The organism is Serratia sp. NPDC078593, assembly GCF_050268245.1.
GTDB lineage: Bacteria > Pseudomonadota > Gammaproteobacteria > Enterobacterales > Enterobacteriaceae > JBNNGK01.
This window is the reverse complement of sequence record NZ_JBNNGK010000001.1, coordinates 366,085-382,652: the sequence shown is the minus strand read 5'-3', so window position 1 is coordinate 382,652 and position 16,568 is coordinate 366,085. Positions and strand designations below refer to the sequence as shown.

Genomic DNA, 16,568 nt, shown 5'->3' with positions numbered 1-16,568 from the left:
CAAATGGCACGTTATTTCCGTCGTCGCAAGTTCTGCCGTTTCACCGCGGAAGGCGTTCAAGAGATTGACTATAAAGACATCGCTACGCTGAAAAACTACATCACTGAAAGTGGTAAAATTGTCCCGAGCCGTATCACCGGTACTCGTGCAAAATATCAGCGCCAGCTCGCCCGTGCTATCAAGCGCGCGCGCTACCTGTCTTTGTTGCCGTACACTGATCGTCATCAGTAATCGGCCACTGTCCATTAACGACTTTGAGAGGATAAGGTAATGCAAGTTATTCTGCTTGATAAAGTAGCAAACCTGGGCAGCCTGGGTGATCAAGTTAACGTTAAAGCGGGCTATGCTCGTAACTTCCTGGTACCACAGGGCAAAGCTGTTCCTGCTACCAAGAAAAACGTAGAGTTCTTCGAAGCACGTCGTGCTGAACTGGAAGCCAAACTGGCTGACGTTCTGGCAGCTGCTGAAGCTCGCGCAACCAAGATCAACGAACTGGCTTCAGTGACCATCGCGTCTAAATCAGGCGAAGAAGGTAAACTGTTTGGCTCTATCGGCACTCGTGACATCGCTGACGCAGTTACTGCGGCAGGTGTTGACGTTGCTAAGAGCGAAGTTCGCATGCCGAATGGCGTTCTGCGTACCACCGGTGAGCACGAAGTGCACTTCCAGGTACACAGCGACGTATTCGCTAAGCTGAATGTAGTTGTGGTAGCAGAAGCGTAATCGCGTCTGTTTACCCGGTTAAAACGCCAGCCTTGTGCTGGCGTTTTGCTTTTCTGCCTCAGCATAAATCGCGCTATTTTGTAATAAGAAACGATTGAGGGAGGAAAGGATATGGCTCAAATCGCGTTACAGCGCGTGTATGATTTCAATGGTCCGGCGGCACAGCACTGTTTTCTTATCGATAGGTTATGGCCACGTGGCGTCAGTAAGCAGCGTCTTGCGGGGGTGGAGTGGTTAAAGGATGTTGCACCGGATAACGCATTGCGGCAGTGGTTTCATCAGCACAGTGAGCGTTGGGACGAGTTTGTTACACGCTACCGTCAACAATTGGCTGAAAATAGCGCCTGGCAACCGCTGGTGGCGTTATTGCGCCAGGGTGGGGAACTGACTTTGCTGTATGCGAGCAAGGACACACAGCACAACCAAGGCGTTGTACTGCGCGATTTCCTTTATCAGCAATTGGAGGATTAGCGTTGGCGTTGGTAGCGGCCATCGGCCTGCCGGCGAAACGTTGCTTGGCTATTATCGGCAGCGGTGACAGAAAGTGCCGTAATCACGCCGTTGGCATCCCGTTCTATCCGCACTTCCTGCCCGGCTTTTAAATTACTCAACGGCTTATCGTTGCCTTCTACCTGCGCCATGGCAAATACCTCATTCACCGGCAGATTGTTGTCACGAAACAGCTGTGCCAAGGTTTGGCCTGGCTGAATCTGATAGCGCAGCCACTGGTTCGACCGGGGCGCTTCCGATGCTGCTTCGCTGCCGTTAGTGCGTTCGCTTGGCCATTCGGCCTGGAGCGGTAATGGGGTGCTTTGGCCGTTAGCCTGCGTAGACGATGAGGTATCGTTTGCTGGTGAATAGGGCCACAGCAGTGCCAGTAACATGATAGCGCCGGATATTATGACCCCGCGGCGGTGAAAATAAGGTAAGGGTTCCAGCCAGTGAAGACCGTCCGGAAAATGCCAGATTTTCAACAGTAATACTTTGATTCCTTGTCTTTTTCCGTGCTTTGTTGGTTGCTCCGAATCCGTCTGCTCATGCGTCAGCGGGGTAACGCTGGAGTTGAGCCGCTGGTTCAGATCCCGCCAAATGCGTAATAACGGTTGATAGACGCCGGTGGTTTTCCTTTTCCTGGGCGCGATTCTGCCCATGGTGACCTCTCTTCAAACTGCGTAAAAATGCCGTGGTACTGATGGTGTACCGCTGAACCGATAACCTGATCCCAGTATAGCTCGGTAACTGTTTGATGTGAAAGGCAGCGGTGTTTTTAGCCGCCGCGGGTAGCAATGGGGATTAACCGATCGCCATTGTTTCTTTTTCCACGACAAAAGTCATCATTCTCGACACAAGATTTTACCCGGCATTCTGGCACTGTTATGCTGCGCTTTCGACTTTTACAGACTTAAGGAAAACCCCCATGACAACCCCTTCTTTTGACAGCGTTGAAGCGCAAGCAAGTTACGGGATTGGTTTACAGGTCGGCCAGCAATTGCAAGAGTCCGGTCTGGAAGGTTTACAACCGGAAGCTTTGCTGGCGGGCTTGCGTGACGCGCTGGAAGGGAATGCCCCGGCGGTTCCCGTGGATGTTGTGCACCGTGCACTGCGTGAAATTCACGAACGTGCGGATGGTGTACGCCGTGAGCGTCAGCAGGCAATGGCCGTTGAAGGCCAGCAGTTCCTGGAAGAAAACGCCAAGCGTGATGACGTTACGCTGACCGAGTCTGGTCTGCAATTCTCTGTGCTGGAGCAGGGTAATGGCCCGATCCCATCTCGTCAGGATCGCGTGCGTGTGCATTATACCGGCCGCCTGATTAACGGTGACGTGTTCGATAGCTCAGTAGAACGTGGCCAACCGGCGGAGTTCCCTGTTAGCGGCGTAATCCCAGGATGGATTGAAGCACTGACTTTGATGCCGGTAGGTTCAAAATGGCAGTTGTACATCCCACATCAATTGGCCTACGGTGAGCGCGGCGCTGGTGCCGCTATTCCACCGTTTAGCGCCCTGGTGTTTGAGGTTGAACTGTTGGAAATTTTGTAACTGAAACGGATTTCATTCAGGGCGCCCCAGTGGCGCCCTAACTTTATTCACCGCGTAATGCCCGAGGGAACAACAGATTATTTTCCAGATGAATGTGTTCCATTAAATCGGTGATAAATTCATTGATGCCCGCGTACAGTGCCTGCCAAGTATTGCATGCACCGTCTGGTGGCGTCAGATTATTGGTGAGGAACTTCACCACCTCCAGCTGTTCGCCGGCCTCATCGTGTTCGTGTTCCATAACGGAAATCGGCCCCATTGCTTGCTGACCCATGCCGTTCTTAATCATGGGGAACAGGATCTGTTCCTCTTTCATCATGTGATTATCCAGATCCAGCCGCAGCAGATTCAGTTGCTTGGCCAGCCCGCGCGGACAGGTTGATTTCTCGCCGTGTACCCGTTCCACTTTTTCTGCCATCAGCACCAGCTCTGGCAGTTGCTCGCGATGACGTTGATGGAAGCGCGGCAGAATGAAATCGATAATCTCTGCCAGCGGCGCGTGACGCCAATCGCGCGTATCGGATGCGTTGGTGGCTAATGCGGCAAGCTGCGCTTCTAGCTGCGTCAAATCCAGTTCTTTGCGTTGTGCGGCGCGCTCCAGCGTCTGTTTTCCGCCACAGCAGAAATCCAAATCATAATCGCGAAACAGCTTACTGGCTCGAGGAATGGCAATCGCCAACGCACCGAGAGACTGGTTGCGGTAATCCATGATGACACCTCTTAAAATGAGTAAAGCTAATAACATGCATTTTAAATGCAACTTAAAGGGGCGCTAGAGATAAATAGGCAGGGCGCTGCGGTTAACGCCCTGCTGGGCACTATTTGTCCTGCAAATCAATTTGATAAAGTGAAAAACCAAGTTCGTCGGTACCGACGAGTTTGATCGGATATTGGGCATTCTGCTTGATGAACGCCGTCGCTTTATCGCTTGGTGACGTTTCGAATCGAATATCCAGCGGTTGTGGGCTGTTGAACGTCGCTAGGCGCCAATTGTTGTCTGTTTGCGGATGAACGGCCCCATGTTTGTCGCTTTCTGTACGAATATAGGCTGCCAGCACCGAGCGATTCTCATCCGGTGAAGCGAAGGCAATGTGCTTATCGCCAGTACCGGCAAACTTACCGCCGTAGGCGCGGTAGTTATTGGTCGCCACCAAGAAGATCGCGTTAGGATCGATGGGTTTACCGTTGAACGTCAGTTGTTTGATACGTTCAGCCTTGTCGTTGATCAACTCACATTCGCCGTTGTAGCGTGCCGGTTGGCTGACGTCGATCTGGTAATTTACGCCGTCAATAACGTCGAAATTGTAGGTGCGAAAACCGTCCCAATTGATTAATGGCTGCGGGTGGCTGCTATCGATGTCGATCTGGTTAAATTGACCGGCGGAACATTCTAGCCACTCTTTTACCTCTTGGCCGCTGGCTTTAACCACCACCAAGGTATTGGGATAAAGATACAAATCGGCGGCATTACGGAAAGTCAGTTGACCCTGTTCAACTTCAACAAAGCTAGCCGGATCGTTCTTGCGGCCGCCGACTTTAAATGGCGCAGCGGCGGAGAGCACCGGCAAATCGGCCAAGTCAGGATCGCCTTGGATGTATTTTTCGACATAGGCTTTCTGTGCATTATTGACGATTTGTACCGTCGGATCGTCCTGCACCAATGCCAAATAGCTGTACATGTTGCCATCTGATTTACCGATCGGTTGGCTGACGAATTCGCGGGTATCTTTATGCGCGTCTGATAGCACTTTCAGCAGTTTGGTATCTTCTGCTGCCAGTGATTGCTTGGCAACGTTATCGTAAATTGGCCGCGCTTGCGCCTTAGCCTGTGTCACTTTCCATTGGCCATCATCGTTATTCAGCTGTAGGTCAACCACACCGAGATGATCGCCCCATTGCCCAGGCATGACTGCCGGAACGCCGTTCAGCAGGCCGTTTTCAATATCAGCGCCGTTGATCGCCGCAAAGTCTTTACCGGGAAATACGGCGTGTGAATGACCGAACATAATGGCGTCGATACCCGCAACTTGGCTGAGGTAATACACCGAGTTTTCCGCCATGGCTTTGTAGGGTTCACTGGAAAGGCCTGAATGCGGAATGGCGACCACGAGGTCGGCGCCTTTTTTACGCATTTCTGGCACGTAACGTTTGGCCGTCTCGGTAATATCATTCACCGTGACTTTGCCCTGTAGATTGGCTTTGTCCCACACGAGAATCTGTGGTGGCACAAAACCAATGTAACCAATACGCAGCGTGTGAGTTTGTCCGTCACGGTCTTTCACCGGCGTATCGACAATGATATAGGGGGTAAAAAGAGGTTTGTTGGTCTTGGCGTCAATCACGTTGGCGTTAATATAGGGGAATTTAGCCCCCGCGATAGCTTTTTTCAGGTAGTCGAGGCCATAATTGAATTCGTGATTGCCAATGTTGCCGACCACGTAATCCAGCGTATTCATTGCTTGATAGACGGGATGAATATCGCCGGATTTTAATCCCTTAGCGGCCATATAATCACCGAGAGGGCTGCCTTGAATAATATCGCCGTTGTCGACCAATACGCTGTTTATTACTTCCTGACGTGCTTGTTGAATCAGGCTGGCGGTGCGAACCAGACCAAATTTCTCGGTCGGCTTATCCTTGTAGTAATCAAAGTCCATCATGTTGCTGTGCAAGTCGGTGGTTTCCAGCACGCGCAGATCAACCGTGGCCGCCTGTGTTGCGGTGCAAATCAGTAGCGCAAGCGTGGACAAAATAAACGGCTTCGTGATCATTCTTTTTCTTCTCCATTCCATTTTTAGTTTGCTATTGCAGAGGATGATGTAATCACACTCGGTATTCTCATCAAACTGTGAAGTTTGGCAGAAAATCTGCGGTTGTAACGCGGGGACGCTCACAGTTGGCGTGAACTCATTCCGGGGTTTTATCGTCAGTTAAGCGCAGGGGATGGATATTCCGGCTAAAAAAAACTAGTCTGCTAATCAGGTAGGGGAACCTTTCCCGCAGAAGTATTGATTCGAGGTGAATGATGTTAGAGCAAATTTGCCAGCTTTCTCGCGAAGCCGGTGCGGCAATCATGGCGGTATACCATGGGGAACAACCGCTTGATGTTGCAAAGAAAAAAGATGATTCGCCGGTGACCGCCGCCGATTTGGCCGCGCATCAAATTATCAAAGCTGGTCTTGCTGCACTGACACCGGATATTCCATTACTGTCCGAGGAGGATCCGCCGTCTTGGGAGCAGCGCCAAACCTGGACGCGCTACTGGCTGGTGGATCCGCTCGATGGCACCAAAGAGTTCTTGCATCGTAATGGTGAATTCACCGTCAATATCGCGTTGATTGAAGACGGACAGGCGGTGATGGGCGTGGTGTATGCACCGGCGCTGGATGAACTCTATTTAGCGGAGCGCGGTAGTGCGTGGAAAGAGGAAAACGGTCAACGCCGTCCCATTCACGTAATGGAAGGCCAGCCGCCGTTGGTGGTGGTCAGCCGCTCACATATTGATGACGAACTTAAAGATTATCTAAAACAGTTAGGTGTGCACCAAACCATTTCGGTGGGGTCATCGTTGAAGTTTTGTCTGGTCGCGGAAGGTAAAGCGCAACTGTATCCACGCTTTGGGCCGACCAATATTTGGGATACCGCGGCAGGGCATGCAGTCGCGGTCGCTGCCGGGGCGCAGATTCACGACTGGCAGGGTAAGCCATTGCTCTACACCCCGCGTGAATCATTCCTCAACCCCGGATTCCGGGTTTCGTTGTTTTAATCATTCCAACAGTTGGTGCAGTTGGTTCATCACATGCTGCACCTCTTCTTTGGTCAATTTGCCGTCTTTGGCGAATTGAATCCTGCCTTGTTTATCAAGCACGACGATGGCCGAGCCCTTAGGTTGGAGTTGCCAAGCCTTACGCACGCTGCCGTTACTGTCCACCACGAATTGTGACCAAGGGAATGCTTTCTTACTGTCTTCCAGGCTGCTGCGTACGAACATCGTTGTACCGAGGATGGCATCATCAGTATTCACGATGATCGTTGTTTGGTAACGATCGCGCGGTAGCTTAGCGGCCTTGATGGCTTCAATCAGCGGATCGTTCATTTCTTTGGCGGAACTGCGGCCGGCAATATGCTGGATCACTCGCACTTTTCCACTGAGCTGCGCACTATTCCAGTTTTTGTAGCTAAAATTACCGTTAGCATAATTTAACTCTCCCTTATCCGTCACACCGACTGGCGCAACGCGCTGGTGCATTTGAAAATTGTGTGCGGAAGCGAACAAGGGAGTAACCAGCAAAGATATGATTAGCATGCTACATTTATTCATGCTTGCTCCTTATGGGGGTACGGTGGGGGACAGTTTCTAAGCTTTAAAGCATAGGTGGTGATCAGAGGTCTGTCCTGTTAGCGCGATCTCAGATTGCCATTTCAGCGGCTAATACCTACTTTTTGAATGTATATTCTGACAAACTTGCAAACTCAAATATACGATTCCGTCAAAAAGTGTAAATCCAGTGAAAACAACCAGGCGGGAATGAACAATATAGTCTTTACTTGGTCTACATCATTGCAATCATGCTGCGCTCGCTAATGGGAAGCCGCCACTTTCGCGGTTCGGTGAGCGCATGGTCCAACGGGAGGAGAGTAAAAGAATGAGAATCTTCCAGCGTTATAATCCATTGAAAGTGGCGAAGTACGTGAAGACCCTGTTTCGAGGGAGGTTATACATTAAGGATGTAGGTGCATTTGAGTTCGACAAAGGCAAAATTCTTGTACCGAAAGTGCGTGATAAGCGTCATCTCAGCGTGATGTCTGAAGTGAACCGACAGGTGTTACTCCTGCAATCTGAAATGGGCTAAGACGCCAGATATGGATTGAGTTACGTGAGAAAAGCCACCGCGGCCCCAAAACAGGGCCGCTGATGTGTTAGGGATTACGCGGTCAGATTCTCATCTGGCACTTTGGGTAGCACCGCGGCGGGTTTGTCGCTCAGTTTAGTGACTAACAGCTGATCTATCTTGTAGCTGTCGATATCCACCACTTCAAACTTGTAACCGGCATATTTGACGAAGTCGGTGCGTTTTGGAATTTTGCGCAGCATATACATCATAAAACCGCCGATGGTTTCATAATTGCCGGCCTGCGGGAACTCATCAATATCCAGTACGCGCATTACGTCATCAATCGGGGTGCCGCCTTCAATCAGCCATGAGCTCTCGTCACGCGCCACAATTTGTTCTTCTTGACCTTGGCCGACTAAATCCCCCATCAGGGTCGTCATCACATCATTCAGCGTGATAATACCGACCACCAAGGCATATTCATTCAGGATCACCGCGAAGTCTTCGCCAGCGGCTTTGAAGCTTTCGAGCGCTTCAGACAGTGTGAGCGTATCGGGCACGATCAACGCAGAACGAATCTGTACGCCGCTGCTCAGCACCAGGCTTTGATTGCCCAATACGCGGTTGAGCAGATCTTTTGAATCGACGTAGCCCACGACCTGGTCGATATTGCCGTCGCATACCAAGAACTTAGAATGTGGATGCGTCGAGACTTTCTCTTTAATGCTTTCTTCGCTTTCGCGCAGGTCGAAGTAAACCACGCTTTCACGCGAGGTCATTGACGATGGCACGGTGCGGGATTCCAGCTCGAACACGTTTTCTATCAGCTCATGTTCCTGCTTACGCAATACGCCTGCCAGTGCTCCGGCTTCTACGACCGCGTAGATATCGTCAGAGGTAATATCGTCTTTACGCACCATCGGCAGTTTAAACAGGCGGAAGATCAGGTTTGCCATGCCGTTGAAGAACCACACCAGCGGGCGGAAAATCGCGATTGAGAAACGCATCGGGTTGATGATCCTGACGGCGATTGTCTCTGGTGCAATCATACCGATGCGCTTCGGGGTGAGATCCGCGAAGAGGATGAACATGCTGGTCACCAGCACGAACGAGCAGGCAAAGCTGACTTGTTCAGATATTTCGGGCGAAAAAAAGCGATCAAATAACACCTGAAAAGAAGGCGAGAAGGCCGCATCACCGACGATCCCCCCCAGAATGGCAACGGCGTTGAGGCCGATTTGCACAACGGTAAAGAACAAGCCAGGAGTTTCTTGCAGTTTGAGCACTCTGGCGGCGTTGATGTTACCTTCGTCTGCCATTAGCTTGAGTTTAATCTTGCGTGATGCGGCCAGCGCAATTTCCGACAGGGAGAAAAAGGCACTCACTGCAATCAGAAAAAGAATCAGTAAAATACTGTTTAACATAATCTATCCATACGTGCCGACGGGAAGACGGCGCTCTTGAGGAAGGGTAATTCATTGTAAAAAGAAATGTCACCGCGCGGCAAAAGCGCGCCCAATGTGCCACCTTGCGTGCCGGTGAGGCCAGATTGACAAAAACAGGCCGCAAAAGCGACCCGCATAGTATAGCAGCAGCCTGATGAAGGCCGCCAGTGGTTAAAAATTAACGCCTTAGCCTTACGCTGGCAGACAGACCCCGATACCCCCCAGCCCACAGTAGCCGCCAGGGTTCTTTTCCAGATATTGCTGGTGATCGTCTTCGGCATAATAAAATGGCGATGCCGGGGCAATTTCGCTGGTAACGATACGTTTATCACCGGCTGCATCCATCGCCTGTTGAAAACGCTGTTTGCTGCTTTCCGCTTGTGCGTGCTGTTCCGGCGAAAGGTAATAGATCGCGGAGCGATACTGGGTGCCGATATCACCGCCTTGGCGCATTCCTTGGGCGGGATCGTGGTTTTCCCAAAATACCTGCAATAATTGTTGGTAGCTGATGAGGTTGGGATCAAACACGATACGTACCGCTTCGGCATGACCTGTCTGACCACTGCAGACTTCGCGATAGGTTGGATTCGGCGTATAGCCGCCGCTGTAACCTGCGGCAGTGCTGTAGACGCCAGGCTGTTGCCAGAACAGGCGTTCGACGCCCCAAAAGCAGCCCATGGCGAAAATTGCGACCTCCATGCCCTCCGGCACGTGGGTCATCGAATGTTGGGTAACGATGTTCAGGGGGGCGACCGGCATCGGTGTGGTGCGGCCAGGCAGCGCGTTATCTTTGTCGATTGTTTGAATGTTATCGGTATACGGCACCACGATTGACTCCTGTTGTCAGAGTAGGAATTGACTCAACACGGCGTAGAGCGAGTTGTAACTCATCGCTTCTTTGCCCACAATAAGCACCATGTTGCGTTTATATAAGCTTAACGCAGTATTTTGAGCGTAAAAAGTTAAGAATGCGTCGCCATTAGAACGACGACTTTATACAGGAATGTAAGATAAATTAAGGAGAACGCGTGTCACGATATCGTGTCCTTTGCGTTTTATGTGCGCTACTTGTTGCGCCTGCGGCATGGTCTGCCAATATCCGGTTACAGGTGGAAGGCCTGAGTGGGGAATTGGAAAAGAACGTTCGCGTTCGTCTTTCATCGATCACGCCTGAAGAAGTGAGCGCCGACGGGCGCTTTCGTGCACGCGTGGCGGAGGCTGTACGTCAGGGGTTACGCGCACTCGGCTATTACCAGCCCACCATTGATTTTACCTTCGACAACAACCCTAACCTTTCGCGCCCGATACTGCATGCTAAAGTCAATCCGGGGGAGCCGGTACGCATTGCTGATGCCACGATCACGCTGGAAGGGGGGGCGAAGACCGACGAGGATTATCAAGAGTTGGTGAAGAAAGGGCGCCCAACGCTGGGTGAAATCCTTAACCACGGTAAATATGACAGTTTCAAAAGTTCGCTGAGTGGATTGGCGCTACGTAAAGGCTATTTCGATGCGGAGATGGTGAAAAGCCAGCTTGGTGTTTCTGAGGCGTTGCGCAAAGCATTTTGGGATATCGATTTCAACAGCGGTGAACGTTATCGTTTTGGCAAAGTGAACTTCCAAGGCTCGCAGATTCGCGACGACTATCTGCAAAATCTGGTGCCGTTTCATCAAGGTGATTATTACAGCTCGCAAGATTTGGCCGAATTGAACCGCCGTTTATCCGCGACCAACTGGTTCAATTCCGTGGTGGTGTCACCTGATTTCGAGAATGCTAAAGAGAACAAAATTTTACCGTTAGATGCGCTAGTGACGCCGCGAAGCCGCAATACCATCGAAACCGGTGTCGGCTATTCCACCGATGTGGGGCCGCGTATCAAAGGCACCTGGAAGAAACCGTGGCTGAACGATCGCGGACACAGCCTAGAAAGCAGCCTGTATCTTTCCGGTCCTGAACAACAGCTCGATTTTTCGTACAAAATTCCATTGCTCAAAAACCCGCTGGAACAGTATTACCTGCTACAGGGCGGTTATAAGCATGAGGATTTGAACGATACCAAATCTGACAGTACCAAAGTGATGGTGTCGCGCAATTGGGATCTGTCCAGCGGTTGGCAACATGCTATCAACTTGACGGGGCGTTTTGACCACTTTACCCAAGGTAACGTCACTAATACGACCGTACTGTTGTATCCGGGCGTTAGCGTCAGCCGTACGCGGTCGCGTGGTGGGTTGATGCCAACCTGGGGCGACTCCCAGCGTTACTCGATTGACGTTTCTGATACCACTTGGGGTTCCGGTGTCGATTTTGCACTGATGCAGGCGCAGAACGTGTGGATCCGCACGCTAGCCGACAAACACCGTTTCGTGGCGCGCGGTCAGGTGGGCTGGATTGAAACGAATGACTTCGACAAGGTGCCACCCGATCTTCGCTTTTTCGCCGGTGGCGATCGCAGTATTCGCGGGTACAAATACAAAGACATCTCTCCGCGTGACGGCAACGGTAAGCTGCTCGGCGCGTCAAAAATGCTGACCGGTTCACTGGAATATCAGTACAACGTCAGCGGCAAATGGTGGGGAGCGGTCTTCGTCGATTCCGGTGAAGCGGTTAATGATATCAAACAGAGCAATTTTAAAACCGGTGCGGGCGTTGGTATACGCTGGCAGTCGCCGGTTGGCCCGGTGAAGCTGGATTTTGCCGCCCCAGTTGGGGATAAGGAAACCCACGGGGTGCAATTCTATATCGGTTTGGGGCCTGAACTATGAGCCTGGTAAAAAAGATTTGTCTTGGATTTCTGGTCGTCTTGGTACTGTTGCTGGGGGGCGTGGCATTTCTGCTGGGCACCACCAGCGGGTTGCATATGGTGATCAACGCAGCGGCACGTTGGGTTCCGGGGCTGGATATTGCCAGCGTCAACGGCGGTTGGCGGGATCTGACGCTGAAAGGGGTCAAATATCAAATGCCAGGCGTCACGGTGAACGCCGGGCGATTCCATCTGTCACTCGATCTGTCCTGCTTTAAGCAAAGTTCGCTCTGCGTCAATGCGCTGACCGCCGATGATGTTGATGTGGTGGTGAAAACCAGTGAAATGCCGCCGTCAGAACCGGCGGTTGAAACCAGTGAGCCCACCACCGACCTCAGCACGCCGTATCCGATTATTCTCCGTAAACTGGCTCTGAACAATGTGACGGTCAATGTTGATGATACCGCGATTTCATTGGGTGAATTCCACACCGGCGCCGAATGGCGGGAACGCGCGTTGACATTGATGCCGACCAACATCAGCGCATTGCTGATTGCGTTGCCCAAAACGCCAGAAAATCCGTTACCGGAAGCCGTGCAACCGGCCGTTGATGTCGCGAAGACCGTCGGCGAACAGGCGGTTGAATCAGCGAAACCAACCGCCCAGCCGGAAGAAAAGCCATTGGGTGAAACGCTAAAAGCGTTGTTTGACAAGCCGCTGTTGCCGGATCTGCCAGATGTCCGCTTGCCGCTGGACATTACGGTGAAAGAGATAACCGGGGAGCAGCTACGTTTGACCGGTGATACTGACGTCCTGATCACCCGCTTGCTGTTGCGCGCGAGCACCCAAGATCAGCATATTCAGTTGGACAATTTTGAGGTTAAATCGCCGCAGGGATCGCTGTTCGCACACGGTCAGGCGACGTTAAAAGACCATTGGCCGGTAGAATTGGTCGCCAATGGCACGCTGAATATGGAGCCGCTGAAAGGCGAAAAAGTGAAGCTGAACATCGGCGGTGGCCTGCGTGAACAATTGGACGTGGCATTAAATCTTTCCGGGCCAGTCGGTGCGCAGTTAGCGGTGCAAACACAATTGGCGCAAGCGGGCTTACCGCTGGCGCTGACGTTGGAAAGTAAACAGCTTAAATGGCCGTTGAGTGGCAAAGCGCAGTATCAGGTCGACGATCTGCGCTTACGTTTTAATGGCAAGGCCACCGATTATGCATTATCGACGCGTGCCAAAATTAATGGTCAAGACCTGCCACCCGCCGTCTTAACGCTGGACGGTAAAGGTAACATTGAGCAGTTTAAACTGGAGCGTCTGCGGGTCGCTGCATTGCAGGGTAACACCGATCTGACCGCGTTGGTCGACTGGAGCAAGGCGATAAGCTGGACGTCGCAACTGACGCTGAGTGGTATCAACACCGCCAAACAGTATCCCGAATGGCCTGCCAAACTGGATGGGAAAATTACCACCCGTGGCAGTCTGCACGGAGGGAGTTGGCAATTACAGGTTCCAACGCTTCAGTTGGATGGCAACGTTAAACAGAATAAAGTCTCGGCGCGTGGTTCACTCAGTGGTAACGCTGCAGGCCAGTGGAAAATCCCCGGTATTGATTTAGCTCTAGGCCGCAACACCTTGAATGTAAAAGGGCAGCTAGACGAGAAAAACTGGAATCTGGATGCGAATATTGATGCGCCGCAACTGGATGGCGCATTGCCAGGATTGGGTGGCACGGCGAAAGGCCTGGTCAAACTGCGTGGCAACCTCAAGGCACCACAGCTGCTGGCGGATCTGACTGCTTCCGGTCTGCGCTGGCAGGCGCTGAATATCAAACGGGTGAAAGTGGACGGTGACGTGCGCTCCACCGAGCAGATTCAGGGGCAATTGTCGGTGCGGGTTGAGCAGTTGAAGCAGGATGCCTTGGCTATCAACTTGCTGACGCTGGATGCCAAAGGCAGCGAAAAGCAACATCAGTTACAGCTGAAGATTGACGGCGAACCGGTTTCCGGCCAGTTGGCGCTGGCGGGCAGCTTCGATCGTCAGCAGCAACGCTGGCGCGGCAATCTGAACAATACCCGCTTTGATACGCCGGTGGGCGAATGGCGTCTGACGCGCGCTATCGCGCTGGACTATCTGAATACCCAGCAAAAAATCAGCGTCGGCCCGCACTGCTGGCAGAACCCGGATGCCGAAGTCTGCGTGCCGAAAACTATCGAGGCCAGCGCCGCCAGCGGCCAGGCCAGCGTGGTGCTGAACCGCTTTGATTTGAAAATGATCAAACCGTTCCTGGGGCCAGACACCGCGCTGAACGGCGTATTCACCGGTCGCGCCGATGTGAGCTGGAAAGAGGGTGCCGCGTTGCCGCAGGCGAAAGTGTCGCTGGTGGGCAATGGTGTGAAAGTAGTGCAACAGGTGCAAGGTAATGCGTTACCGATCGCCTTTGATACGTTGAACCTTAATGCGGGGGTTAACAACGGCCGAGCGCAGGCTGACTGGTTGATCAAACTGAATAATAACGGCCAGTTTGATGGCAACGTGCAGGTGACGGATCCGCAGGGGCGTCGTAACCTGCGTGGTAACGTCAATATCACCAACATTTCTCTGGCGATGCTTAACCCGGCGTTAATGCAGGGTGAGAAAGCTGCTGGGATGCTCAATGCCAACCTGCGATTGGGCGGCAATGCGCAAAAACCGCTGGTATTTGGTCGGTTAGCGCTGGATAAGGTGGATATTGATGGCAGTTGGATGCCGTTCGATATGACTGACGGGCGGCTAGCGATCAACTTTAACGGCATGAATTCGACGCTGGATGGTTTGATCAGCACCACCCACGGTCAGTTAAATATGACCGGTGATGCGGATTGGAGCGACATTAACGCTTGGCGCGCGCGTATTGCCGCTAAGGGTAATAAGCTGCGGGTGGCGGTGCCACCGATGGTCCGTCTTGACGTCTCGCCGGATCTGGTCTTTGAAGCGACGCCGCAGTTGTTCTCACTTAACGGTAATGTGGATATTCCATGGGCGCGTATTACGGTACAGGAACTACCGGAAAGCGCGGTGGGTATTTCTTCTGATGAAGTGATGTTGGATGAGCAACTGAAGCCGATTGAAACGAAAACCGCCTCCATTCCGATCAACAGCAACCTGATGATTCACATTGGCGACAACGTACGGCTCGACGCATTTGGCCTGAAAGCCAAGTTGAAAGGTGATTTGAAGGTCGTGCAGGACAAACGTGGCTTAGGTCTGAATGGTCAAATTGACATTCCATCCGGGCGCTTCCATGCTTACGGTCAGGATCTGATCGTGCGTAAAGGTCAGTTGATGTTTTCAGGGCCACCGGATCAGCCGTTGCTCAATATGGAGGCGATCCGTAACCCAGATGCGACCGAAGATGGGGTGACTGCCGGGGTTCGCGTTACAGGATTGGCGGATGCGCCGAAGCTGGAAGTGTTCTCCGATCCGGCCAAATCACAACAAGAAGCGCTATCTTACCTGCTGCGTGGTCAAGGATTGAGCAGTTCTGGTGCTGATGGTAACGCCATGACCTCAATGTTGATTGGTATGGGGGTTGCACAAAGTGGTCAACTTGTGGGTAAAATCGGTGAGGCATTTGGCGTAAGTAATTTGGCCTTAGATACGGCGGGAGTGGGTGATAGCTCCCAAGTTGTCGTGAGCGGTTATATCCTCCCTGGCTTACAAGTAAAATATGGGGTGGGTATTTTCGATTCGCTGGCCACGCTGACGTTGCGTTATCGCTTGATGCCGAAGTTGTATCTGGAAGCGGTGTCTGGTCTTGACCAGGCACTAGATTTGCTCTATCAGTTTGAGTTTTGAGCTATGCGAATAATTGTCTACGGCAGTTTACGACGCAAACAGGGAAACAGCCATTGGATGACCAACGCCCAATGGTTAGGCGAGCACGAGCTCGAAGGTTATCAGATTTACGATCTGGGCCATTACCCGGCGGCGATCCCTGGAGAGGGAACGATACACTGTGAGGTGTACCGTATTAACTCATCGATCCTGGCAGAGCTTGACGAGTTAAAAAGCAACACCAAGGACTATAAGCGTGAGCTAATTCAGACACCTTATGGTAGTGCGTGGATCTATCTGTATCGGCACAGTGTCGCTGGTTATCCGTTGATTGAAAGCGGTGATTGGCTGACGCGCCACGACGACGTGTAATAAAAAAACACCGCTCATGGAGCGGTGTTTTTTCATCTGGCAGCAGTCTGAAGAATTACTTCTTAGCGCGCTCGAAGGAAGCGAGAATTTCTGCTTTAGCCGCCGCAGCATCATCCCAGCCTTCTACTTTTACCCACTTACCTTTTTCCAGATCTTTGTAGTGCTCGAAGAAGTGAGCAATCTGCGCTTTCAGCAGTTCTGGCAGGTCGTTCACGTCTTTCACGTGATCGTATTCTTTGGTCAATTTGCTGTGTGGTACGGCAACCAGCTTCGCATCTTCACCGGCTTCGTCGGTCATTTTCAGTACGCCAACCGGACGGCAGCGGATCACTGAGCCAGGTTGCAGCGGGTGTGGCGTAGGGACCAGCACATCAACCGGGTCACCGTCCAGAGACAGCGTGTGGTTGATGTAACCGTAGTTGCACGGGTAGAACATCGCAGTGGACATGAAACGGTCAACGAACAGCGCACCGGTTTCTTTGTCGATTTCATATTTGATCGGATCGGCGTTAGCCGGGATTTCGATCACAACGTAGATGTCTTCCGGCAGGACTTTGCCAGCAGGGACCAGATTCAAGCTCATGTCGGTTTCC

At 52.0% G+C, this 16,568-nt stretch carries 16 protein-coding genes; 9 read left to right on the top strand and 7 right to left on the bottom strand.

Translation table 11 applies throughout. The features are described 5' to 3' along the window. Nucleotides 1–3 precede the first annotated feature (3 nt). The 3 genes from rpsR (at nt 4) to ACQKDS_RS01720 (ending at nt 1,194) form a co-directional block, all read left to right on the top strand. On the top strand, nt 4–231 hold the full coding sequence (rpsR, locus tag ACQKDS_RS01730; RefSeq protein ID WP_000135199.1) for a 30S ribosomal protein S18: 228 nt from the start codon (nt 4–6) through the stop codon (nt 229–231). Between the two features lie 39 nt (nt 232–270). Further along, nucleotides 271–723 (top strand): 50S ribosomal protein L9, encoded by a 453-nt coding sequence (gene rplI / locus ACQKDS_RS01725; RefSeq protein ID WP_399664271.1) that lies wholly within the window; start codon nt 271–273, stop codon nt 721–723. A 111-nt stretch (nt 724–834) separates the two neighbouring features. Continuing rightward, nucleotides 835–1,194 carry a DUF488 domain-containing protein gene (locus ACQKDS_RS01720; protein WP_399664274.1) on the top strand — a complete coding sequence of 120 codons (360 nt, stop codon included), beginning with the start codon at nt 835–837 and terminating at the stop codon, nt 1,192–1,194. On the opposite strand, the gene ACQKDS_RS01715 is transcribed toward ACQKDS_RS01720, so the two are convergent. Next, nucleotides 1,191–1,874, bottom strand: coding sequence for an OapA family protein (locus ACQKDS_RS01715; RefSeq protein ID WP_399664277.1), 684 nt, complete (start codon nt 1,872–1,874; stop codon nt 1,191–1,193). The genes ACQKDS_RS01720 and ACQKDS_RS01715 overlap by 4 nt on opposite strands. 266 nt (nt 1,875–2,140) lie before the next feature. Between ACQKDS_RS01715 and fklB the strand changes: the two genes are divergently transcribed. Beyond that, nucleotides 2,141–2,761 carry an FKBP-type peptidyl-prolyl cis-trans isomerase gene (gene fklB, locus ACQKDS_RS01710; RefSeq protein WP_399664280.1) on the top strand — a complete coding sequence of 207 codons (621 nt, stop codon included), beginning with the start codon at nt 2,141–2,143 and terminating at the stop codon, nt 2,759–2,761. Between the two features lie 43 nt (nt 2,762–2,804). Here fklB and ytfE read toward each other — a convergent pair whose 3' ends face one another. Then, nucleotides 2,805–3,470: an iron-sulfur cluster repair protein YtfE gene (gene ytfE, locus ACQKDS_RS01705; protein WP_399664283.1), complete on the bottom strand. Its 666-nt coding sequence runs from the start codon at nt 3,468–3,470 to the stop codon at nt 2,805–2,807. A 109-nt stretch (nt 3,471–3,579) separates the two neighbouring features. Beyond that, nucleotides 3,580–5,532: a bifunctional 2',3'-cyclic-nucleotide 2'-phosphodiesterase/3'-nucleotidase gene (locus tag ACQKDS_RS01700; RefSeq protein WP_399664286.1), complete on the bottom strand. Its 1,953-nt coding sequence runs from the start codon at nt 5,530–5,532 to the stop codon at nt 3,580–3,582. Nucleotides 5,533–5,786: 254 nt separating this feature from the next. On the opposite strand from ACQKDS_RS01700, the gene cysQ reads away from it, so the two are divergent. Continuing rightward, complete coding sequence (gene cysQ / locus ACQKDS_RS01695) at nt 5,787–6,527, top strand: 3'(2'),5'-bisphosphate nucleotidase CysQ (protein ID WP_399665128.1); 741 nt, start codon at nt 5,787–5,789, stop codon at nt 6,525–6,527. On the opposite strand, the gene ACQKDS_RS01690 is transcribed toward cysQ, so the two are convergent. Then, nucleotides 6,528–7,082: a YtfJ family protein gene (locus ACQKDS_RS01690; protein ID WP_399664290.1), complete on the bottom strand. Its 555-nt coding sequence runs from the start codon at nt 7,080–7,082 to the stop codon at nt 6,528–6,530. It lies immediately after the preceding gene. Nucleotides 7,083–7,407: 325 nt separating this feature from the next. Here ACQKDS_RS01690 and ACQKDS_RS01685 point away from each other — a divergent pair, with 325 nt between their 5' ends. Beyond that, nucleotides 7,408–7,614 carry a DUF1107 domain-containing protein gene (locus tag ACQKDS_RS01685; protein WP_039991278.1) on the top strand — a complete coding sequence of 69 codons (207 nt, stop codon included), beginning with the start codon at nt 7,408–7,410 and terminating at the stop codon, nt 7,612–7,614. A gap of 74 nt (nt 7,615–7,688) precedes the next feature. On the opposite strand, the gene ACQKDS_RS01680 is transcribed toward ACQKDS_RS01685, so the two are convergent. Together ACQKDS_RS01680 and msrA are read right to left on the bottom strand one after the other, a co-directional pair. Beyond that, nucleotides 7,689–9,020 carry a hemolysin family protein gene (locus ACQKDS_RS01680; protein WP_399664294.1) on the bottom strand — a complete coding sequence of 444 codons (1,332 nt, stop codon included), beginning with the start codon at nt 9,018–9,020 and terminating at the stop codon, nt 7,689–7,691. Nucleotides 9,021–9,233: 213 nt separating this feature from the next. Then, nucleotides 9,234–9,869 carry a peptide-methionine (S)-S-oxide reductase MsrA gene (msrA, locus tag ACQKDS_RS01675; protein WP_399664297.1) on the bottom strand — a complete coding sequence of 212 codons (636 nt, stop codon included), beginning with the start codon at nt 9,867–9,869 and terminating at the stop codon, nt 9,234–9,236. A gap of 200 nt (nt 9,870–10,069) precedes the next feature. On the opposite strand from msrA, the gene tamA reads away from it, so the two are divergent. From tamA to ACQKDS_RS01660, 3 genes are read left to right on the top strand one after another with little or no spacing between them, the layout of a single operon-like run. Further along, complete coding sequence (gene tamA, locus ACQKDS_RS01670; protein WP_399664300.1) at nt 10,070–11,806, top strand: autotransporter assembly complex protein TamA; 1,737 nt, start codon at nt 10,070–10,072, stop codon at nt 11,804–11,806. After that, nucleotides 11,803–15,624, top strand: coding sequence for an autotransporter assembly complex protein TamB (tamB, locus tag ACQKDS_RS01665; protein ID WP_399664303.1), 3,822 nt, complete (start codon nt 11,803–11,805; stop codon nt 15,622–15,624). Before tamA ends, tamB begins: the two co-directional genes overlap by 4 nt. A gap of 3 nt (nt 15,625–15,627) precedes the next feature. Further along, the gene (locus ACQKDS_RS01660) at nt 15,628–15,975 is read left to right on the top strand and encodes a gamma-glutamylcyclotransferase (protein WP_399664306.1); all 348 of its coding nucleotides are present in this window, start codon (nt 15,628–15,630) and stop codon (nt 15,973–15,975) included. A 55-nt stretch (nt 15,976–16,030) separates the two neighbouring features. Here ACQKDS_RS01660 and ppa read toward each other — a convergent pair whose 3' ends face one another. After that, entirely contained in the window at nt 16,031–16,558 is a 528-nt protein-coding gene (ppa, locus tag ACQKDS_RS01655; RefSeq protein ID WP_399664309.1) for an inorganic diphosphatase, read from the bottom strand. Between the last annotated feature and the right edge of the window lie 10 nt (nt 16,559–16,568).